Here is a 21,050-nt window from a genome sequence, read left to right as displayed (position 1 = left end):
CATCAGTTGATGTGCAGCCGGCTGACGGCCCGCAGCCCGTCCTGGTACGTCGGGTAGCCGGGGGTCCAGTCCAGTTCGTTCTTGGCCTTGGTGTTGGCGACCCGCATCGACGTGTCGGTCGCGAACGAGGCGACGTACGGCGCAGCCATCCGCATCGCCCACCGGGGGATCTTCCGTGGCGCGGGTGCACCGAAGCGCTGAGCCATCGTGGTGAACATGTCCGCCCAGCTGACGGGAAGGTCGTCGACGATGTTGTAGGCGTTGCCGGCCTTGCCGTGCTCCAGCGCGGCGATCGTCGCAGCGGCCGCGTCCTCGTGGTGGATCCACGGCAGCAGACCGCCTTTGGCCACCGGCAGCTTGCGCTTCGCGAGCAGTGGGCGCATCTGCTCGGCGTCGCCGCCGTAGAACATGCCGTACCGCAACGCGATCCCGACCGGAGCCGTGAACGCCTGCTCTTCCGCGGACCGCATCGCCGCGAGGTGCGGGTCGCTCGCGGTGCCGGCCGGCTGACCGAACGGGTCGTCCTCGGTGAGGACCTTGTCGCCGTGGTCGCGATACCCGTAGCCGAGCACGATCGACTGGGTGACGAAGACGGTCGCGCCGATGACCTCGGCCGCCGCGAGCAGGTTCGCCGACCCTTTGGAACGCAGCCGGTCGGTCGTCTCCATCCCGGCGTGCCGGGTCGGAGCATCGGTGAGTGCGGTCAGCTCGTGCAGCACGGCGTCCGCGGTCAGACCGTCGACCGCGCGCAGGAGCGACTCCCTGTTCATCGCATCGGCGACCACGGGAACGGCGCCCAGCTCACGCAGCGCCCGGGACTTGTCCGCCTGGCGGGTCAGCCCGAGCACCTGGTGACCGCGGGCAACGAGTCGCCGGGTCAGCGGCGTACCGATCGCGCCGGTCGCACCGGCAAGAAGGATCTTCATGACCCATCACGCTAGGAACAGCGCCCTGCCCCCCGCATCCGTCAATCAACCAGTCTGTCGTTCGCCCTGGCCTGCGACGATGGAGGCATGGAGGACGATCATTAGGCGGCAGGGTGCGAGCGGGTTGGCCGCACTGCGGAAGGCCGGCTTGCGGCTCAATCGGGCCAGTGTGCGCAGCCGGTCCACCGCCGCGGCCGTCATCGTCGTCGCGGTCGCGATGGCTCTGGGTGCCGCCGTACTCCTGCTCCTTCTCCAGCGTGCACTGATCACAAGCGTGTCGGACGCCGCGGACGGGCGCGTCGCTGAGGTGGCCTCGCAGGTCGGCAAAGAAGGTGTCGCCACGCTGAGCTCTGACCTGGCCGAATCGACCCGAACCAGCCAGCTGATCCAGGTACTGGACGGGTCCGGCCGGGTTGTCGCCGCGTCCTCAGCCCGGGCGGACAACACCGCGCTGACGGATCTGCGCCCCGGCCCAGGCGTCGTACAGCGGGCTGAAGTCGGCGACATGCCCTTGATCGACGACGACCAGGACTACCTGATCGTGACCCAGGGCGCCGAGTACGGCGGACAGTCGTACACCGTGGTGGTCGCATCGTCGGTCGAGACTCAGCGCGAGACGGTCACCACGGTGACGAAGTACCTCCTGGTCGGATTCCCCGTACTGCTGATCGTGGTCGGCGTCGCCGGCTGGCTCCTGGTCGGTCAGGCGCTCGGGCCGGTCGAGCGGATCCGGGTCCGGGTGCAGGGCATCGAGTCGAACGACCTGACGGAGCGAGTTCCGGTTCCGGAGACGCAGGACGAGATCGCGAGACTCGCGGTGACCATGAACGAGATGCTCGACCGTCTGCAGACCGGTCAGGCGACGCAGCGGCGCTTCGTGTCCGACGCCAGTCACGAGCTCAGGTCACCGTTGGCCACCTTGACCGCGGCCCTGGAGGTGGTCGAGGCGGATACGACCGGACAGGCGTGGCAGGAGCTGCACGAGGTGATGGAAGCCGAGACCGAGCGGATGCGGCGCCTGGTCGAGGATCTCCTCCTGCTCGCCAAGGCCGACGATGCCGGCCTGCGGATGCAGCGGACCGACGTCGATCTCGACGATCTCGTCCAGGACGAGGTCCAGCGGCTGCGCCGGTCCGCGACCGACCTCACCGTGACCGGCGACATCCATCCCGTTCGCGTCGTCGGAGATCCACTGCGACTCAGCCAGGTGATCAGGAACCTGGTCGACAACGCGGCCAGGGCGGCCCACAGCAGCGTCCGCCTGGCCACCGCCGAGCAGAACGGTCGCGCGGTCATCACCATCGAGGACGACGGCGACGGCATCCCCGCGGCCGATCGCGTCCGGGTCTTCGAACGCTTCGTTCGTCTCGACACCAGCCGTGCTCGTGCCAGCGGCGGCTCCGGTCTCGGCCTCGCGATCGTCCACGAGATCACCAAGGCACATCAGGGCACGATCACCCTCGACTCCCCCACCACCGGCGGCACCACCGCAACGGTCACTCTCCCGGTGCAGTGAGCCGCTCAGGGGATTCTCAGCGGCGACCGATGACACTGGAACCATGCTGGTGCTGATTGTCGAGGACGAGGTCCGGCTGGCCGAGACGGTACGCCGCGGTCTGAGCGACGCCGGATTCGTCGTCGAGGTCGTGCACAACGGCGAGGACGCGGTGTGGGCGGCGACCGAGCAGAGCTTCGACGTGATCGTGCTCGACATCATGCTGCCCAAGCTCAGCGGGTACAAAGTGCTCGAAGAGCTGCGCTCGCGCAAGGTCTGGACGCCCGTGCTGATGCTGACGGCCAAGGACGGCGAGTACGACCAGACCGACGCGTTCGACCTGGGCGCGGACGACTACCTGACCAAGCCCTTCAGCTTCCTGATCCTGGTGGCCCGGCTCCGCGCGCTGATCCGTCGCGGCGGACCAGAGCGGCCGGTCGCCCTGACCGCGGGCGACCTGATCCTCGATCCGGCCCGACGCCGGGTCGAGCGTGGTGGCCAAGAGATCAGCATGACGCCGCGCGAGTACGGCCTGCTGGAGTTCCTGATGCGGCACCGCGGCGACATCGTCAGCAAGTCCGAGATCCTCGACAACGTCTGGGACCCCGCCTTCGAAGGCGACCCGAACGTCGTCGAGGTCTACATCCGCTACTTGCGCCTGAAACTGGACGCCCCCTTCAACCGCCACGCAATCGAAACCATCCGCGGCATGGGCTACCGCCTAAACCCCACCGGCGGCTGACCAGCTATTGGCTCAGCTGGACGACGCGGACGAAGGTGGTTGGGTCGGTGCGGGCGGCGTACGAGTAGGTGCGGTCGCTGGCGAGGCGGGCGGAGGTGCCGGTGGTGAGGGTGAGGGCCTGGTCCTCGGCTGTCAGGACGAGGGTGCCTGAAGTGACGAGGAGGAGTTCCTCGGTGCCGGACGGGTCGGGCTCGGCGTCGTAGCGGTCGCCTGGTTGCAGGGTCCACTCCCAGAGTTCGGGGCCGCCCTTGTGTGCGCTGGCGACATGCAGGACGGCACGGCTGCCGGCGTCGTTGCGCCAGACCTCGACCGGCTCGGACAGCTGGAGCGGTTCGGTCGACGAGGGGGCGGCGAGCGCGGCGAAGTCGACGCCGAGTGCGTTGGCGATCTTGTCGACGGTGACCAGGCTGGGGTTCGCCGTACCTTGCTCGATCTGGGTGAGCATCCGCCGGCTCAATCCGGCCCGGTCCGCGAGGGTCTGCACGGTCATCCCGCCGGCCTGGCGACGGCGCCGGACCTCACGGCCCATTCGCTCGATGAACGCCGTACTCCGGTTCTCGTCCGTTGACACCAGCCCTCCTAGATGCGCACTATATTTCTCATTATGAGCACTAGCATACCCGTTGTAGAGCAGTTGCCCACGTTGCCGACCGAAGAGGTGCTGTCCGCGGTGCGGTCGGCCTTCGCCGAGCTCGCAGCCGGGACCGCGGTCCAGCCGGCACAGACCGTCACGCTACTGCCGGGTGGCGGTGACGTGATCGCCTACCAGGCCGCCACGAGTGATGCGTACGCCGCCAAGGTGTCGCCGTACCTGCCGCAACCGGACGGTCCAGCGATTGTGACCGCGTGGACCGTGGTCCTGAGTACGCGGACCGGGCGGCCGGTGGTGTTGTGCGATTCTGCGGCCCTCACCGTCGAACGGACCGCGGCGACGACCGCCCTCGCCGTCGACCTGCTCGCGCGGAGCGACGCGTCCACGCTGGCGGTGATTGGCGCCGGCCCCCAGGCGCACGCACACCTGCGGTACGCCCGCGCCGTTCGCTCGTTCACCGACGTACGGATCTACAGCCGATCGTTGCGCGAGGCACCCGATGGCACGACGCTCGCCGCCAGTGCGGACGAGGCGGCCGCCGGCGCAGACGTCGTACTGCTCTGTACGTCGGCCGCCGAAGCGGTCATCGATGTCACCGCGCTCTCCCCCGGCACCCTCGTGACGTCGATCAGCACCAACGTCCCCAAGGCTCACGAGATCGCACCTACAGAGCTGCCGAAGCTCGAGGTGTACGGCGACTATCGGCCGACCGTCACCGCCTCCGCCGGGGAGCTGGTGATCGCCGCGGAACAAGGCATCTGGTCGCCAGAGCAGCTACGGGGTGATCTGCCCGAGTTACTGACCGGCACGTGTGAGCGCCCGTCCGGAGAGCGCCCGGTCTTCTTCCGCTCCATCGGCCTGGGCATCGAAGACCTGGCCATCGCCCGTCTCCTCGTCCCGTCCACCTGAGAGGCCTCAGATGTCCTTCACTGCTTTCGCGCTCGAAGAGTGGCAGTCGCACTACGAGCACTCGGTCGCCTACAACCTCGCCGACAGCGGCTGCCATCCGGTCGCGCTGGGCGAGTTGCTCGGCGACGATCCCGAGGCGGTACGCCGGATGCTCGCGATCGACCTGCACTACCCGCCGGTCGGCGGGACCGATCCGCTGCGGTCATTGATCGCCGCGTGGCACGGCGCCGATCCGGGCAACGTCCTGGTCACCGTCGGCGCGGCTGAGGCGAATGCGATCACCGTGGCGAGTCTGGTGTCGGCCGGCGATCATGTGGTGGTGATGGAGCCCGGGTACCGGCAGGTGCGGGGTCTCGCGCTGAACGCGGGTGCCGAGGTCGACGCGTTCCCGCTGGACCCGGACAACGGCTGGCGGCCAGACCTCGCCGCGCTGGAGAGCGTCGTAGGCCCGGACACCAAGCTGATCGCGATCACGAATCCGAACAATCCAGTCGGGACGATCCTGACGCCGGAAGAGCTCGACGCGGTCGTGGCAGCGGCGGAGCGGGTCGGCGCTTGGGTTCTGGCCGACGAGGTCTATCGCGGCACCGAACTCTGGACCGAGGAGATCACGCCGAGCCTGTGGTCGCAGTACGACAAGCTGATCTGCGTCGGCAGTCTGTCGAAGGCGTTCGGTCTCCCCGGCCTTCGCCTCGGGTGGCTGGTGGCGCCGGCGGAACAGGTGGAGTCGACGTGGCGACGGCACGAGTACGCGACCATCGCCACTAGCACGCTGTCCATGCACCTCGCCGAGCTCGCGCTGGATTCGCAGGATCGGCTGCTCACCCGCAACCGGGCACTGATCCGGGCCGGCTACTCCCGCCTCGAGCAGTGGGTTGCCGAGAGCAACGGGTTGTTGTCCGTGATCCGGCCCGACGCGACCGCGCTGGCGTTCGTCCGCTACCACCTACCGCTGACCACTGCGGTGGTCGCCGACCTGCTCCGCACGGAGGGCAGCGTCCTGGTCGGAGCCGGCGAACACTTCGGCATCGAGTCCCACCTCCGCATCACCCACGGCCTGGAGCCCGCGTACCTGGACGCGGCGCTCAACAACATCACCAAGGTCCTACGGAACTACCAGGCATAGGCCTCGGGCGCGGCGCCTGGCCCCGGGAAGATCTCATCGAGCGTGGTGAGAACTTCCTGGGGCAGCGCGAGCTCTGCCGCGGCGATGCCATCCTGCAGGTGTTGGAGCGTACGGGCGCCGACGACCGGTGCAACGACCGTGGGTTGAGCGCAGAGCCAGGCCTGCGCGACCACGGCAGGCGGGTGACCGAGGTCGCGGCAGAGCTTCTCAAACCGTTCCAGCCTGTCCCGATGGGTGACGAGATTGCTGGTTGCCCGACTGCTCGCGCTACGGGACGCCGTGTCCGTCTTCGACAGGATGCCCGCGAGCAGACCGGAGTTGAGCGGCGAGTACGGCATCACCCCGATCCCGTACGCCGCGCACGCGGGAAGCACCTCGAGTTCGACCGTGCGTTCCATCAGGTTGTAGATGCTCTCCTCGACAACAATGCCAAGCAGGTCACGCCGCGCGGCTGCTTCCTGACCTTGGACCAACTGCCACGCAGCGAAGTTACTCGTACCCGCGTACCGGACCTTGCCCGCCTGCCGGAGATCGCTCAGCGTCTCCCAGATCTCGTCCCAGCTCGTCGAGCGGTCGACGTGATGCAGCATGATCACGTCGAGGTAATCCGTCTGAAGTCGCCGCAACGACGCGTCACAGGCCCGCCGCAGGTGGACCGACGACAGGTGCAGGTCGTTGACACCCGGCCCCATCCGTCCATAAGCCTTGGAAACAAGGACAATCTGGTCACGTCGACCGGGTCGCCGGGTCAGCCAGTTGCCGATGATCCGCTCGGTCCGGCCCTTCTCCGCGGAGTCGTCCGCGATGGTCCGGTTCGCGTCCGCGCCGTACACATCCGCGGTGTCGATCAGGTTGACGCCGGCGTCGGTCGCGGCGTCGAGGATCGTGTGGGCCTCGTCCTCAGGGGTCACCGGCCCGAAGTTCATCGTCCCCAGCGCGATCGGACTCACCCGAACGCCGGCTCGCCCCAAAGTCTTCATGCTGTCCCCAGGAATCGGTCCGGGGAGAACCGCCCCAGCCCGATCTCGGAAGCACCGTCCAGCGCGAGGTCGACGGCGATGTCGCCGACCGCGGCCGAATGCTTGAACCCGTGCCCAGAGAACCCACCCGCCAGCACGAGTGACGGCGCCGCGGCGGGCACACCGATGAGGAAGTCCCCGTCCGGCGACTTCGAGTTCATGCACGGCGTCGCCGCCACCGGGACCGGGTCGAGCCCGGGGAAGGCGCGCCGTACGAACGCCTGCACCGGATCGGTGTCCCGCGGTCCGATCGGATAATCGTTGTCCGAGGCATGCTCCAGCCAAGGCTTGCGCGCCGAACCGCCCGCACCCACCTTCACCCCACGCCCATCCACGTCCGGTATCCCCCAGCCGTCGAGCTCGCCGCTCTCCCAGATGAACGTCGGAAACCGCTCCGGACCGTACGCCGCGTGGTCCGCGCCCGCGAACCACACCAGCGGCGACCGCTGCACCCGCAACGGCAGCTCCAGCTCCGGCACCAGATCCGTGAACCAGGCGCCGGTGGCAATGATCGCCCGCCGCGCCGTGATCGTCTCCTCCCCCACCGAGATCCGTACGCCGTCCTCGTCGTACCGCAACCCGGTCACCCGTGTCTCGAACCACAGCTCGGCCCCGGCCGTCTTGGCCAAGTCCAGCTCCGCCCGGATACACCCTTCCGGATCGAGTACGCCGGCACCCGGCTCGAGCACGCCGACATCGCCCGGCGCCACCGCGAACTGTGGATACCGGGCGGCCAACGCATCGGCATCGAGCAGCTCGATCTCGACATCGCCTTCGTCCGCACACCGCATCGCGTCCCGGACCAGCTCGCCATCAGCGGCTCCGATGCACAGCCCACCCGAGCGGCGGAACACCGTGGCGCCACTCTCCTGCTCGAGCTGCGCCCACAGCCGCTCCGCGCGGCCGACGACGGGTACGTAGTCGATCCCCTCGAACACGGTCTTGCGGAAGATCCGCGACCCACCGTGTGACGAACCCCGCGCATGCGCCGAGGTGAACTGCTCGAAACCGATCACCGAAGCTCCGCGCGCTGCGGCACGCCACGCCGCGGCCGCCCCCATCGCTCCGAGTCCGAGGACGGCAACGTCGTACGAGGTCATGTCAACACCTTCGAGAGGAAAGCTTGGGTGCGTGGATTGGACGGATTGTTCAGTACGGCGGTCGGCGGCCCCAGCTCGAGGATCACGCCCCGATCCATGAACACGACGACATCGGCGACCTCCCGGGCGAAGCCGACCTCGTGGGTGACGACGACCATCGTCTGGCCCTCTGCGGCCAGCGTCCGCATCACGTCGAGCACCTCGCCGACGAGCTCCGGATCCAGCGCCGACGTGGGTTCGTCGAACAGCATCAGCTTCGGCCGCATCGCCAACGCTCGCGCGATCGCGACTCGTTGCTGCTGGCCACCAGATAGTTGCCGGGGATACGCATCGACCTTGTCCGCGAGACCGACCCGGGTCAGCAGCTCGACCGCTCTGGCTCGCGCCGCCGGCCGTTCCTCCCCGCGGACCAGCACCGGCCCGGCCATCACGTTCTCGGCCGCGGTGTAGTGCGCGAACAGGTTGAAGTCCTGGAACACCATCCCGACCTCGGCCCGCTGTTTGCTGATCGCCTTCTCGTCCAGCTCGTGCAGCCTGTCGCCGTCCTGCCGGTAGCCGATCAGGTCACCGTCGATCGTGATCCGGCCGGATCGAATCCGTTCCAAATGGTTGATACAGCGCAGGAACGTGCTCTTGCCGGAGCCGGACGGCCCGAGGATGCAGACCACCGTTCCCCGCATCACATCGAGGTCGATGCCCTTCAGTACTTCGTTCGTGCCGTAGTCCTTGTAGACCCGCTCGGCGCGGAGCAACGGCTGCGTCATGCGCGCACTCCCAACCGCCAGGAGCGCCGGACCGGATCGGCGTCCGGCGAGAACCGGCGTTCGATCTTGCCCTGGACAACGGTCAGCACAGAGGTAAGGACCAGATACCAGATGCTGACCACGATCAGCAGCGGGATGGTCTGGAAGGTCCGTGCGTAGACGATCTGAGCGCTGTACAAGAGTTCCGGGATCGCCAGCACGCTGACCAGCGAGCTGGTCTTGAGCATCGAGATCGTTTGGTTCCCGGTCGGTGGGATGATCACCCGCATCGCCTGCGGCAGCACGATCTTGCGCATCGTCGTCATCCGGGTGAAACCGAGCGCGCTCGCCGCCTGGATCTGGCCGGCCGGGACCGAGACGATGCCGGCCCGGACGATCTCGGCCATGTACGCCGCCTCGTTCAGCGCGAGTCCGAGGAACGCGGCGGTCATCGGTGAGATCAGCGCGTTAGCGTCTAGCGAGGTCAACTCCGGACCGCCGAACGGGACTCCGATCGCGATCCGCGGGTAGAGCGCGCTGAGGTTGAACCAGAAGATCAGTTGGACCAGCAACGGCGTACCCCGGAAGAACCAGATGTAGACACCGGCCGCTCCGGTCAGCAGACGATTGGGTGAACCACGCATGATCGCCAACACGATGCCGAGGACAACGCCGGTCAGCATCGACACCGCGGTCAGCGCCAGCGTCAGCAGCAAGCCCCGGATGATGGTCGTTGCCGGCAGCCACGAGAAGACCACGTCCCACTGGTACCGCGGGTTGGTCAGCATCGAGTAGACCAGCATCGCCGCTAGCAGGATGACAACAGCCGCGGCCGCCCACCGCCACGGGTGCTTCGGCGGGATCGCCCGGATCTCCAGCTCGCCGGTCCGCGATGTGTCCCGCACCTCGGTGGCCATCATGAGCAGCCGGCGTGGATCGGCTGGTAGAAGTACGTGTGTCCGGGCCGGATCCAGGCCGGGTCAGTGAAGGTCAGCGACTTGCTCACGGTGCCGTCCGGACCGACGCCCCACGGCTCGCTGAGCTTCTGGTAATCGGACGTGAGGGTCGCACCTTCGACCGCCACGCCGACGTTCCAGACCTTGGAGATCTTCGCCAGGTCGCCGTTCTGGATCAGGTGGTTGACCGAGGCCTCGAGCGCCGCGGTCAGCTCCTCGTGTCCCTTCGGTACGGCGATCCCCGCGATGCTGTGACTGGTCTGGTAGGTGCTGCTGACGCAGACACCTTCGGCGTGGCCGGCGGCGTACTCGACCTGTGGTTTGTCACCGACGACCACATCCGCCCGGCCGGAGGTCAGGTTGAGGACGACGACGTTCTGGTCCGGGATCTGGTTGATCGTGATCGGCTTCTTGCCCTGGGCAACGCAGTCCTTGCTGTGGTCAACCAGTGCGTCGACCTGGCTGACGCCCTTCTGCACCGCGACCCGGTAACCACACAGATCGCCGAACCCGCCGACCTTGATCCCGCTGCCCTTCTTGATCAGGAACCCACCACCGGACAGGTAGTACGAGACGAAGTCGACGGTGTCGAGGCGTTCGTGCTCGATGCTGAACCCGGCCATCCCGCCGTCGTACTTGCCGGCCTGCAACCCCGGGATGATCGAGTCGAAGGAGATGTTCTTCCATTCGACCTTCAGCCCCATCGCGGCGCCGATCGCGTTGCCCAGATCGATGTCGTACCCGATCAGGGTCTTGTTGTCCTCCTTGAAGTACTCCAGCGGCGCGTACGGCGCATTGGTCGCAAGGACGAGCTTGCCCTTCTGTTTCAGCTCCGCCGGCACCAGCGCCTGGACGGCTGGATCGGCCGTTGTCTGCGGCAACGTCGCGGCCGACGACTCCGGCGTGGAGGCCGCATCGGACACGGTGGTGGGATCCGCGCACGCGGCAGCGGTGGTCAACATCAGGCCTGCGACGAGCAGGCGTCCCCAGTAGCCCTGCGATCGATGCGTCATGACGTCTCCTTATCGATGTACGCCCCGCGCCGCGGATTCGTAACCGTCGGTCGTGGCAGTCAGTACGGCGGGCTCGAGAGAGCCGGCCAGGTTGCGGGCAACCGTGTCCTCGCGCCAGCGCAGACCGGCGATGCAGCGCTCGGCGAAGACCTCCGACACCCTGCGCAAGTTTGTGAGTCCGTCCATCAGTCCGAGTGTGACGACCGGAGCCATCGCCGAGACCTCCAGCTCGCCGACCTCGGTCGCACCGCGCGCGGCGCTGGTGGCGCCGTTGAGCAGGAACGACACCTGCATGACCAGCTCCGGGATGACCGGATTGATCTTGCCCGGCATGATCGAGCTGCCGGCCTGCATCGCGGGCAGCTCGATCTCCCCGATCCCTCCGACCGGCCCGGAAGCGAGCAGCCTGAAGTCCCGCGCGATCCGCGCGAGGACCCGGCCTGCCCGGCTCGCGGCCTCGGTGACCGCGGTCAGCGGTTCGAGCGAAGCCAATGCGTACGACGGACTCGGTGCAGCGGTCAACGGGAGGCCGGTGGTCTCTTGAAGCTCGGTGAGAGCGGCCGCCGCGAAACCGGGCGCGGCCCCTAGACCTGTCCCGACCGCGGTGCCGCCGAGGGGTACGGCGTACAGCGCATCACCGGCGGCGGCCAAGGCGTCGAGTGCCGGGGCGATGCTCGCCGCTTGTCCGCGATGGACGTCGGCGACCGGGATCGGCACGGCGTCCTGCAGGCAGGTGCGGCCGAGGTGTTTCAGGTCGTCGTACTCGAACGCCTTGTTTTCCAGGGATTCTGCGACCTTGCGCAGGCTCACGAGCGCCTGGTCGATCATCGGGATGACCGCGATCGCGATGGCCGTCGGCATCACGTCGTTGGTGGACTGGCCGCGGTTCACGTGGTCGTTGGGGTGTACGACGAGGCCGGCCAGTTGGGCGGCTCGGGTCGCGAGGACCTCGTTCACGTTCATGTTGGTGGAGGTGCCACCGCCACCCTGGACCACGGGCAGCACGAACTGGCTGAGGTGGCGGCCGGCCAGTATCTCCTCGCCGGCCGCGATGATTGCGCGACCGCGGTCCTCGTCCAGCTCGCCGAGCGCGACGTTGGCGCGGGCGGCCGCGATCTTCACCGCGACCACCGCCTTGACCAGCTCCGGCCGCTCGGACAGCCGCGGCCCGGCCAGCGGGAAGTTCGCGAGAGCTTGTGCGGTCTGAGCGCCGTACAAGATCTCACCGCCGTTCAGATTCGCCAGGTGGTCAGACCAATTCATGAACAGGACTATGGCGATTGGCCTGACCACCTGTCAACCTGTTCTAGACTTTTGGTGTGAAGACGTCCGATGAGACCCCTTTCGCTCCGGTGGTCACGCCCCGGAGCGCACCCGCTCAGGTCGCGGACCAGGTCGTGGCCGCGATCCGGGACGGCCAAATCCAGCGGTTCGAGCGGCTTCCGGCCGAGCGCGAGCTGGCCCGGCTCCTCGGCGTGAGCAGACCAACCCTGCGCGAGGCGCTCGCCGGTCTGGAGCTCGCCGGCCTGGTGCGCTCGCGGCAGGGCCATGGCACGGTCGTGATCGCGTCACCGGCGCATGTCGCGAACTGGGGTGCGGAGGTCACGCCGATCCAGGTGTTCGAGGCCCGGCTGGTGATCGAGCCCGAGCTCGCTCGGCTCGCGGCGGAGAAGCGCTACCCGGAAGACATCGCCGCACTCCAGCAGGCCGGGGCGGAATTGGAGAAGGAGTTCGCCGAGACCGGGCACTACCGCAGCGACCTCCCGGTCCACCGGGCCGTCGCCCGCGCCGCTCGCAACCCGGTTCTTGAGACCGCCCTCGAGGAAGCTCTGCGCCACACCGAATCGAGCCGCTGGGTCGAGCTCCGCTCGTCGGCGCTGCGCCCGGAGGTCATTCGCGAGGGTCACGTCGACGAGGTCCGCCAGATCATCCAGCACGTCAGTGACGGCAACCCCACCGAAGCCGCCGAGGTCTGGCGCCGCCACCTCATCCACTTCCGCGACGAAATGCTAACCAGCCTCCACGAAGACGCCCCCCAATAACCACCCACACCACCACCACAACCCGGTGCCCCCTGCCGGCCGCACCACCACCGCCACGACCCGTTGCGCGTGCCGCCCGCACCCCACCGGTATGACCCGGTGCGGTTCAGGTCAGTCTTCGGGTGCTGACGCCTCTCTTTGGGCTACTGGGAGGAGGCGTTGTTCGGAGGTTTGGAGGTGGGCTCGCATGGCCTCGCCTGCGGCCGTCGGGTCTCGGTCGGCGATGGCTGTTGCGATGTCGGCGTGTTCGGCGATGGTGTCCACGCCTACCTCGGGCTCGAAGCGGAGCCGGTAGAGGTGCCAGTGGAAATGGAGTCCGGCCAACGTCTGCTCCAGCACCGGGTTGCCCGAGTAGCGGGCGACCAGCGCGTGGAACTCGGTGTCGTGGGCCGCGAACGTCCGGTAGTGGCTGTAGTCGTCGCCGATGTCGTCGGCCCGCATCAGCGCGACCATCTCGCGCAGGCTCGCGATCTCGGTGTCAGTCGCGAGCTTCGCCGCCTTGGCGGCCGCGTGCGGCTCCAGCAGCCGGCGGATCTCGAACAAGTGACCAAGTGAGGCCAGGTTGAGCAAGGGCGCGGCCGCATAGCCGGTCAGGGCCCGCTTGCGGACCAGGCCGTCGGACTCCAGGCGGGCGAGTGCCTCGCGCACCGGTGTCGTGGAGATCTCCAGCTGGCGCGCCAGCTCCTCGATGTTGATCCGCTCACCGGGCTCGAGCTGGTTGTCCATGATCAGCTCTTTGACGGTCTCGTACGCGCCGTCGGTGAGGATCTGCCGGGATGGGCGGTGCGTGCGCAACGAGGAACGCGACCCCTTGTCAGCGTTTTTCATATCCTATATGGTAACGCACACGGCGGAAGCAGGCGACCCCGAACGGGCCGCTTCCCGGCCGAAAGATGATCGGACCGACCAACCGACGTCACACTCCGCGCACACCCTCCTCGATCGAGCCTGTGCGCGACCTCCTCCATACCTTCTCCATCGAGCTGAGGAGAACTACATGCCGCTTCCATATAGGATGCACGGAACTTCGGCAGCCGAGCGGGTGCTGGGTCATGGTTGACCGTCAGGGCCAGACAGGCACGACCGCGGTGGTGAGCAAGAGCCGCCGTACGACGACCACGCCACCGGCGACCACGCCACCGAGCCGTGCTCCATGGCTGACACTCCGGCGCCGGGAGGCGCTGACCGGGTACGCCGCGATCCTCCCCTGGCTGCTCGGGTTCCTCCTGCTGACCGCGGGTCCGATGGCCTTCTCGGCGTACCTGATGTTCACCCAGTGGGACCTGATCTCCAGCCCGGAGTGGATCGGGTTCGGCAACTTCTCGCGGCTCGTGCACGACGACGTGTTCCGGGAAGCGCTGTGGAACACCGTCATGTACACCGCGTTGACCGTCCCGCTCCAGCTGGTGGTCGCACTCGCGGTCGCCCTGCTGCTCAACCTCGACATCATCGGCCGCAACGTCTACCGGGCCGCGGTGTTCCTGCCGTCGCAGATCCCGTTCGTCGCGACCGCGATTCTCTGGTTCATCATCTACAACCCGAACTCCGGCCTGGCCAACGAACTGCTCGGCAAGGTGGGCATCGGCAGCGTGAACTGGCTCGACGACAGTCACACGGTCAAGCCGGCCCTGATCATCATGGGCGTCTGGGCGTTCGGGAACGCGATGATCATCTTCCTGGCCGGCCTGCAGAACATTCCGATCCACCTGCACGAGGCCGCCGCGATCGACGGCGCGGGAATCATCGGGAGGTTCTGGCACATCACGCTGCCGATGCTGTCGCCGACGATCTTCTTCAACCTCATCATCGGCACGATCGGCGCCTTGCAGGTCTTCGTTCCGCCGTACGTGATGACCGGTGGCGGGCCCGGAAACTCTTCCCTGATGGGCGTTCTCTACATCTACCAAACCGGATTCCAGAACTTCTCGATGGGCTACGCGTCGGTGCTGTCGTGGATCTTGTTCCTGGTGATCCTGTTCCTCACCCTCGGGCAGTTCCGGCTGGCGCGGCGCTGGGTCTACTACGAAGGAGACGCGTGATGGCGAAGGTGGAAATCCCGGCCCCGCCGGACGGCCGGCGGCGCAGGATGCTGATCAGGTTGTCAGGGCACACAGCGGCGTACGTCGCTCTCACCGTCATCGCGCTCTGCGCACTGGTCCCGATGGCGTATGCGATCAGCACCTCACTGAAGCCCGACGGGCAGGAACTCACCATCCCGGTCCGCTGGCTCCCGCAACCCGTTGAGTGGGGCAACTACCTGCGGATCTTCCAGGTCGCGCCGCTGCTGACGTTCTTCCAGAACACGATGATCATCACGCTGGTGACCCTGGTGGGCAACGTGATGGTCTCGGCGCTGGTGGCGTACGCGTTCGCCCGGCTGCGTTTCCCAGGCCGGGACGCGCTGTTCGTGGTGGTGCTCAGCACGATCATGCTGCCGTACGTCGTGACGCTGATCCCGCAGTTCGTGCTGTTCCGCAATCTCGGCCTGGTCAACAGCCTCTGGCCCCTCATCATCCCCTCGATGTTCGGGCATCCGATCTACATCTTCCTGCTCCGGCAGTTCTTCAAGAGCATCCCGGTGGAGGTCGAGGACGCGGCCCGGCTCGACGGCGCAGGATTCCTCCGGACCTGGTGGAGCATCGCGCTCCCGCTGGCGCGGCCCGGTCTCGCCACGGTCGCGATCCTGTCGGTTCTCACGCACTGGAACGACTTCATCGCGCCGCTGGTGTACCTGAACACCGAGGACAAGTGGACGCTGTCGCTCGCGGTCAACCTGTTCCAGGGCGATTTCCGGATCAACTACAACCTCATGATGGCGTACGCCGCGGTCATGACGGTTCCTGTCGTACTGGTCTTCTTCGCGTTCCAGAAGTACTTCGTCCGCGGCATCACACTCAGTGCCACGGCCGGACGCTGACTGTCGGCGCACACCTGCAAAGGGAGATGGATTTCATGGAAAGGACACTGACCCGTCGCGGGCTGCTCGCCGGCGGTGTGGCACTGTCAGGCGCCGCGCTCCTCAGCGCCTGCAGTTCGGGTGGAAGTGCCGCCCAGGGCGGCGGTGGCAAGCTCCAGGTCACCGTCTGGCTGGGGGCGGAGGAACTGAAGGCGACCCAGAAGTTCTTCAAGCAGTTCGAGACCGCGCATCCGAACATCAGCGTCGAGCTCATCAACATCGTCAACGGCGGGCCGTACGGGTCGACCAAGCTGCAGCAGATGATCGCCGGTGGCGCCGCCCCCGACGTGATGATGCTCAACTCGGGGCAGTTCGAGTCGTTCGCGTCCCGCAAGGCCCTGCTTCCGCTGGACGATCTCGTTGCCAAGGACAAGGTTGATCTGTCCGCGTACTGGCCGCAGGCGATCACCGGCAGCAAGTTCGACGACAAGCTCTACGGGATGCCGAAGGACCTGAGCAACGTCATCGTCTATCTCAATACGACCCTGTTCGCCAAGGCCGGCGTACCGCTGCCGCCTGCCGACTGGAACTGGGAGCAGTACCGCGCCACCGCCAAGGAACTGACGGCCAAGCTGAACACCGGCTCCAAGGTCACCAAGTGGGGCACGATCCTGGTGAACGCCGACTGGAACTGGTCGCCGTTCGTGTGGACCAACGGCGGCGAGGTCTACGAGGGCAAGGACTGCAAGCTCGCCGACCCCAAATCCGTGGAGGCGCTGGACTACTACTTCGGGCTCAGGACGAAGGACAACGCCGCACCGACTCCCGGAGCGCTGGCCTCATTCGGAACGCAGAACGCGGAGCAGGCCGCCTTCCTGGGTGGGGCGATCGGGTTCGGGATCTTCGGACCGTGGTTGCGGCCGGGCCTGATCGCGACGAAGGGCATGGAGTGGGCGGTGCGGCCCGTGCCGCGCGGTCCGGAGGGTCAGGAACCGGTGATTCCGGTGTTCACCGACATGTGGGGTATCTCGGCGACGACCAAGCGCAAGGACGACGCCTGGACGCTGGTGAAGTGGCTGTCGAGCAAGGAGGGCCTGCAGAGCTGGCTCGACATCTACGGCGGCCGTTCGATCACGCCGATGAAGAACCTCGCGCTGGGCGAGCAGTGGCTCAGCTACGGCGGCGCGAAACACCGTGCCGACAACCAGGCGATCCTCAACCAGATGACGGATTCGAACCGCAAGCCCGCGGTGGCGTTCGCTAACGGCGCCGAGGCACAAACCCTGTGGAACAACGAGTTCAAGGTGGCCGTCGTGGGTCAGGAGACCGCTCAGCAGGCGGTCGACAAGGTCTGCCCGCGGCTGACCACGATCCTCGGAAGACAACGATGAGCGAACAACGGGTCCGGCTCGGTCACACCGACGTACACGTGCCCCGGCTCGGGCTCGGGACCGCTCCGCTCGGGGGTTGGCCGGACGGGACCGATCCGGCTGTCGCGGACGACACCATCCAGGCCGCGTGGGATGCCGGAATCCGGTTCTACGACACGGCTCCGCTGTACGGGCATGGTCTGTCCGAGACCTGGCTCGGGCAGAAGCTGTCGAAGCTTCCGCGCGAGGAGTTCGTGGTCACGACGAAGGTCGGCCGGCTGCTGCGGTCGGTCGAACCGGAAGAGCCGTCGCTGTTCCACGGCACTCCCCCGGTCAACCCGGTCTACGACTTCAGCTACGACGGCGTGCTGCAGTCCTACGAGGAAAGCCTCGGCCGGCTCGGCCTGGACAGTGTCGATGTCGCCCACATTCATGACCCGGATGACCACTATGACACTGCCGTCGAGGGAGCTCTCCGAGCGCTGCAGGAGCTCAAGGCCGCGGGCCGGATCCGCGCCATCGGCGCCGGCATGAACCAGGCCGAGATGCTCACCCGGTTCGCACGTACGGACGCCTTCGACTGCTTCCTGCTCGCCGGCCGCTACACGCTGCTGGAACAGGGTGCCCTCGACAACCTGTTGCCGGAGTGCGCCGACCGCGGCATCTCGGTGATCGCCGGCGGCGTCTTCAACAGCGGCGTACTCATCGATCCCGATCAGCAGGCCTACTACAACTATGCGGATGCCGCGCCCGAGATCGTCGAGCGCGCTCGGCGGATCGGTGCGGTCTGCGCGCGCCACGACGTTCCCGTCAAGGCTGCAGCTCTGCAGTTCCCGCTCGGCCATCCTGCGGTCGCGAGCGTCCTCACCGGCGCTCGCTCCCCGGCCGAGGTCGAGGAGAACGTTGCTCTGTTCAACATCCCCATCCCGGCCGACCTCTGGCACGACCTGAAGCGCGAACGCCTCCTCCGCGAGGACGCGCCGCTACCCGAGGAGATCTGAATGACTGTGCTCGCGAATGCTCATCCCCTCAACTCCCTGCAGGCCGGTCACTTGCTCCGGCCGGTACGAGCGAACTCGCGCCGCTCGAGCTCGTGGGACCGGACCGGGGCCAACCACGACTGGGTATCGGTCGGTGCCGGTGAGACCGTCACGCTGCTCGAGCACGACGGCCCGGGCTGCGTCACCCACTTCTACGCGGCGATGATCATGCCGCGGATCACCGACTACCGCGACGCGATCGTCCGGTGCTACTGGGAGGGTTCGAGCGTCCCGTCGGTCGAGGTGCCGCTCGGCGACTTCTTCGGACTCTCGCATGCCCGGATCCGGGAGTTCTCCAGCCAGATGATGGCAGTCAACCCCGGCTACGGCCCCTCGCACGGACTCAACTGCTACTTCCCGATGCCGTTCTCCCAGCACGCGCTGATCACGCTGGAGAACCGGGGCGAGCACACGCTGGGTGGCCCGCACGGAGCACTGTGGTTCCACGTCGACTACGACGCGTACGCCGAGCCGCTGCCGGACGACACGCTGCACTTCCACGCCCAGTTCCGGCAGGAGCTCACCACCGAAGCGATCGGCGACGAGCCGAACCAGACCCTGCACGATGCGGTCAACCTCACCGGCGCGGAGAACTACGTCGTACTCGAGGCCGAAGGCAGAGGTCACATGGTCGGCCTGCACCTGCAGGTGAACAACAAGGCCGGTGGCTGGTACGGCGAGGGCGACGACATGGTGTTCATCGACGGCGCGACCTGGCCGCCGAGCATCCACGGCACCGGTACGGAGGAGATCTTCGGCGGCGGAGCCTGTCCGAACGTCGAGTACTCGTCGGCGTACACCGGGTTCCACATGATCGAGTCGCCGGACTTCGCGGGACTGACCGGCATGTACCGCTGGTACGTGCACGACCCGCTGCGCTTCGAGCAGAACATCCGGTGGACGATCGAGCACGGGCACGCCAACAACTTCGCCAACGGCTACGCGTCGGTCGGTTACTGGTACCAGGACCCGATCGCGACCCGCCAACCCGAACTGCCGTCGCGGACGGATCTGCTGCCGCCACTCGACCCGCGTCACGAAGACCTGTACGAGCGGATGATCGCGACGGCCAGACGTGCTCGCGAGAACGGCGACTCACTGGGTCTGCTGCGCTTCGACGAACTCGGCCTGGCGTTCTACCGCGGCGACTGGGACGTGGCGGAACGCCTGCTGGAGACCTTCGCGTGACTGCGGACGACGGTCCACGGCGCCCGCTCCGGCAAGCGCTGGCGGATCCCACCACCCGGTTGACGATGTCGTTCCTGTTGATCCCGCGCCTGGAACTGGTGGAACTCCTGGCGAACGCGGGGTTCGACGGCGTCGTGGTCGACCTGGAACACGGACCGATCGAGGTCGCAGACCTCCCGGCGCTAGTTGCCGCAGGCCACGGTGCCGGCGTACATGTCCTGGCCAGGTTGGGTGAACGGAGCCCGGCCGTCATCGGCCGCGTGCTCGACTGCGGGGTGGACGGAGTGGTCCTCCCCCACGTCGAGAGCGCCGACGACGCCCGCGCCGCGGTCGATGCCGCCCGCTTCCCGCCCGACGGATCCCGCAGCCTCAACCCGTACGTCCGCGCCGCGGGCTACGACGGGCACGAATCCTTCCTCCGTACGGCGAACGCCGGCGTTGCCGTTCTCGTCATGGTGGAGGGAAAGGACGGCCTCGCCGCCCTCGACGAGATCGCCGCGGTCGCCGGTGTCGACGCGGTCTTCGTCGGCCCGGTGGACCTGTCGACCTCGCTCGGACTACCGGGCCAGCCCGAGCATCCGCTCGTACTCGAGAAGGTCCATGACCTGATGGACCGGCTCGCGACGGCCGGCGTCGGGACCGGCATCTACTGCCCGACACCGCACGCCGCCGCTCGCTGGCAGCGCGCGGGTGCCCGGCTGGCCGCGCTGTCCGCCGACATCGCGATGGCCGGTGCCGGCTTCCGCCGCACTGTGCAAGAGCTTCACGACCTGACCATGGAGGGCCGATCACGATGAAGATTATCGATGTGGAGTCGTTCGTTCTGCACGCACCGATTCCGCGGCGGGTGACCGACGCGTTCAACCAGGCGGACAAATGGGGACTGCCGGGAATCCGGATCCGAACCGACGACGGCCTGGAAGGAACGGGCTACACGAGCACGCTGACCCACGGCGACTTCGCGATCAAGGACATCATCGACCGCATCTACGCACCGCTTCTGGTCGGTGAGGATCCACTCGACACCCAACGGCACTGGGACCGGCTCTACTGGTCCGACGCTCACTGGGTCGGCCGTCTCGGCATCACGCACATGGCGCTGGCAGCTGTCGACATCGCGCTGTGGGACCTCAAGGCAAAGGCCTGCGGACTGCCGCTGTGGCGGCTCGCCGGTGGTCACAAGCAGGGACAGGTGCGCTCGTACAACACCGACGGCGGCTGGTTGAACTTCGAGGTTCCCCGGCTGGTCGACGAGATGTCGAAGATCGTCGAGCAGGGCTGGAACGGCGTCAAGATGAAGATCGGCCTGCCGGATCCGCGCGAGGACCTGCGCCGCGTCGCCGCGGTGCGGGACGCGCTCGGACCCGACATCGACCTGATGATCGACGTCAACCAGCGCTGGAACCGGACCCAGGCGGTGGCCTGGGCCGAACGGTTCGCCGAGTTCGACATCGGCTGGCTCGAGGAACCGATCGACCCAGACGACGTCGAGGGACACGCCCGGATCGCGGACGCGACAAGCATCCCGATCGCCGTCGGCGAGCACGTCTACACCCGGACGGCGTTCCGTGACCTGATTGTCCGCGGCAACATCGGCATAGTTCAGGTCGACGCGACCCGGGTCGGCGGCATCACCGAGTGGCTCGCTGTCGCTGACCTGGCCCACGCGTACCACGTTCCCGTCATACCGCACCATGCCGACATGATGCGGGTGCACCAGCACCTGGGCGTCGCTCACCCAGGGTCTCCGATGATCGAGTGCATCCCTTGGCTGCAAGAACTTTTCCAGGAGCCGGCCGATATCCGGTCCGGTGTGTTCTACGTGCCGGAGACACCCGGGGCGTCGACCACGTTCACCGACGAAGCGTTCGCGCAGTACCGGGTGGCCTGACC

At 67.3% G+C, this 21,050-nt stretch carries 21 protein-coding genes; 12 read left to right on the top strand and 9 right to left on the bottom strand.

The window, feature by feature from the left end:
- Positions 1-2: 2 nt before the first annotated feature.
- Entirely contained in the window at positions 3-926 is a 924-nt protein-coding gene (locus tag AB0L70_RS36935; RefSeq protein WP_363691504.1) for an NAD(P)-dependent oxidoreductase, read from the bottom strand.
- A 79-nt stretch (positions 927-1,005) separates the two neighbouring features.
- Here AB0L70_RS36935 and AB0L70_RS36930 point away from each other — a divergent pair, with 79 nt between their 5' ends.
- On the top strand, positions 1,006-2,442 hold the full coding sequence (locus AB0L70_RS36930) for an ATP-binding protein (RefSeq protein ID WP_363691503.1): 1,437 nt from the start codon (positions 1,006-1,008) through the stop codon (positions 2,440-2,442).
- Positions 2,443-2,485: 43 nt separating this feature from the next.
- Positions 2,486-3,163, top strand: a complete 678-nt coding sequence (locus tag AB0L70_RS36925) for a response regulator transcription factor (RefSeq protein WP_363691502.1) — start codon at positions 2,486-2,488, stop codon at positions 3,161-3,163.
- Positions 3,164-3,167: 4 nt separating this feature from the next.
- On the opposite strand, the gene AB0L70_RS36920 is transcribed toward AB0L70_RS36925, so the two are convergent.
- Positions 3,168-3,734 carry an XRE family transcriptional regulator gene (locus tag AB0L70_RS36920; RefSeq protein ID WP_363691501.1) on the bottom strand — a complete coding sequence of 189 codons (567 nt, stop codon included), beginning with the start codon at positions 3,732-3,734 and terminating at the stop codon, positions 3,168-3,170.
- Positions 3,735-3,767: 33 nt separating this feature from the next.
- Between AB0L70_RS36920 and AB0L70_RS36915 the strand changes: the two genes are divergently transcribed.
- A complete protein-coding gene (locus AB0L70_RS36915; RefSeq protein WP_363691500.1) occupies positions 3,768-4,664 on the top strand; it encodes a hypothetical protein in 897 nt (298 codons plus the stop codon).
- A gap of 10 nt (positions 4,665-4,674) precedes the next feature.
- Positions 4,675-5,790 carry an aminotransferase class I/II-fold pyridoxal phosphate-dependent enzyme gene (locus AB0L70_RS36910; protein ID WP_363691499.1) on the top strand — a complete coding sequence of 372 codons (1,116 nt, stop codon included), beginning with the start codon at positions 4,675-4,677 and terminating at the stop codon, positions 5,788-5,790.
- On the opposite strand, the gene AB0L70_RS36905 is transcribed toward AB0L70_RS36910, so the two are convergent.
- Genes AB0L70_RS36905 through AB0L70_RS36880 form a run of 6 tightly spaced genes read right to left on the bottom strand, consistent with a single transcriptional unit; the run spans position 5,778 to position 11,884 of the window.
- A complete protein-coding gene (locus tag AB0L70_RS36905) occupies positions 5,778-6,770 on the bottom strand; it encodes an aldo/keto reductase (RefSeq protein WP_363691498.1) in 993 nt (330 codons plus the stop codon). The genes AB0L70_RS36910 and AB0L70_RS36905 overlap by 13 nt on opposite strands.
- Complete coding sequence (gene solA, locus AB0L70_RS36900) at positions 6,767-7,909, bottom strand: N-methyl-L-tryptophan oxidase (RefSeq protein WP_363691497.1); 1,143 nt, start codon at positions 7,907-7,909, stop codon at positions 6,767-6,769. Before solA ends, AB0L70_RS36905 begins: the two co-directional genes overlap by 4 nt.
- A complete protein-coding gene (locus AB0L70_RS36895) occupies positions 7,906-8,673 on the bottom strand; it encodes an amino acid ABC transporter ATP-binding protein (protein WP_363691496.1) in 768 nt (255 codons plus the stop codon). Before AB0L70_RS36895 ends, solA begins: the two co-directional genes overlap by 4 nt.
- Complete coding sequence (locus AB0L70_RS36890) at positions 8,670-9,569, bottom strand: amino acid ABC transporter permease (protein ID WP_363691495.1); 900 nt, start codon at positions 9,567-9,569, stop codon at positions 8,670-8,672. The genes AB0L70_RS36895 and AB0L70_RS36890 overlap by 4 nt, the downstream gene beginning before the upstream one ends.
- The gene (locus AB0L70_RS36885) at positions 9,569-10,621 is read right to left on the bottom strand and encodes an ABC transporter substrate-binding protein (protein WP_363691494.1); all 1,053 of its coding nucleotides are present in this window, start codon (positions 10,619-10,621) and stop codon (positions 9,569-9,571) included. Before AB0L70_RS36885 ends, AB0L70_RS36890 begins: the two co-directional genes overlap by 1 nt.
- 9 nt (positions 10,622-10,630) lie before the next feature.
- A complete protein-coding gene (locus AB0L70_RS36880) occupies positions 10,631-11,884 on the bottom strand; it encodes a lyase family protein (protein ID WP_363691493.1) in 1,254 nt (417 codons plus the stop codon).
- 56 nt (positions 11,885-11,940) lie between these two features.
- Here AB0L70_RS36880 and AB0L70_RS36875 point away from each other — a divergent pair, with 56 nt between their 5' ends.
- Complete coding sequence (locus tag AB0L70_RS36875; protein WP_363691492.1) at positions 11,941-12,663, top strand: FCD domain-containing protein; 723 nt, start codon at positions 11,941-11,943, stop codon at positions 12,661-12,663.
- Between the two features lie 111 nt (positions 12,664-12,774).
- Here the strand turns inward: AB0L70_RS36875 and AB0L70_RS36870 are convergent, their stop codons facing one another.
- On the bottom strand, positions 12,775-13,491 hold the full coding sequence (locus AB0L70_RS36870) for a GntR family transcriptional regulator (protein WP_363691491.1): 717 nt from the start codon (positions 13,489-13,491) through the stop codon (positions 12,775-12,777).
- A 224-nt stretch (positions 13,492-13,715) separates the two neighbouring features.
- On the opposite strand from AB0L70_RS36870, the gene AB0L70_RS36865 reads away from it, so the two are divergent.
- Genes AB0L70_RS36865 through AB0L70_RS36835 form a run of 7 tightly spaced genes read left to right on the top strand, consistent with a single transcriptional unit; the run spans position 13,716 to position 21,048 of the window.
- Complete coding sequence (locus AB0L70_RS36865; RefSeq protein WP_363691489.1) at positions 13,716-14,702, top strand: sugar ABC transporter permease; 987 nt, start codon at positions 13,716-13,718, stop codon at positions 14,700-14,702.
- Complete coding sequence (locus tag AB0L70_RS36860; RefSeq protein WP_363691488.1) at positions 14,702-15,580, top strand: carbohydrate ABC transporter permease; 879 nt, start codon at positions 14,702-14,704, stop codon at positions 15,578-15,580. Before AB0L70_RS36865 ends, AB0L70_RS36860 begins: the two co-directional genes overlap by 1 nt.
- A 35-nt stretch (positions 15,581-15,615) precedes the next feature.
- A complete protein-coding gene (locus AB0L70_RS36855) occupies positions 15,616-16,950 on the top strand; it encodes a sugar ABC transporter substrate-binding protein (RefSeq protein WP_363691487.1) in 1,335 nt (444 codons plus the stop codon).
- On the top strand, positions 16,947-17,930 hold the full coding sequence (locus AB0L70_RS36850) for an aldo/keto reductase (protein WP_363691486.1): 984 nt from the start codon (positions 16,947-16,949) through the stop codon (positions 17,928-17,930). The genes AB0L70_RS36855 and AB0L70_RS36850 overlap by 4 nt, the downstream gene beginning before the upstream one ends.
- Positions 17,931-19,157 carry a glycoside hydrolase family 172 protein gene (locus tag AB0L70_RS36845; protein ID WP_363691485.1) on the top strand — a complete coding sequence of 409 codons (1,227 nt, stop codon included), beginning with the start codon at positions 17,931-17,933 and terminating at the stop codon, positions 19,155-19,157.
- The gene (locus tag AB0L70_RS36840; protein WP_363691484.1) at positions 19,154-19,954 is read left to right on the top strand and encodes an aldolase/citrate lyase family protein; all 801 of its coding nucleotides are present in this window, start codon (positions 19,154-19,156) and stop codon (positions 19,952-19,954) included. The genes AB0L70_RS36845 and AB0L70_RS36840 overlap by 4 nt, the downstream gene beginning before the upstream one ends.
- On the top strand, positions 19,951-21,048 hold the full coding sequence (locus tag AB0L70_RS36835; protein WP_363691483.1) for a mandelate racemase/muconate lactonizing enzyme family protein: 1,098 nt from the start codon (positions 19,951-19,953) through the stop codon (positions 21,046-21,048). The genes AB0L70_RS36840 and AB0L70_RS36835 overlap by 4 nt, the downstream gene beginning before the upstream one ends.
- The last annotated feature ends 2 nt before the right edge of the window (positions 21,049-21,050 follow it).

The organism is Kribbella sp. NPDC051952 (assembly GCF_040680855.1).
Classification (GTDB): Bacteria; Actinomycetota; Actinomycetes; order Propionibacteriales; family Kribbellaceae; genus Kribbella.
This window is presented reverse-complemented; position numbering and strand designations above follow the sequence as displayed.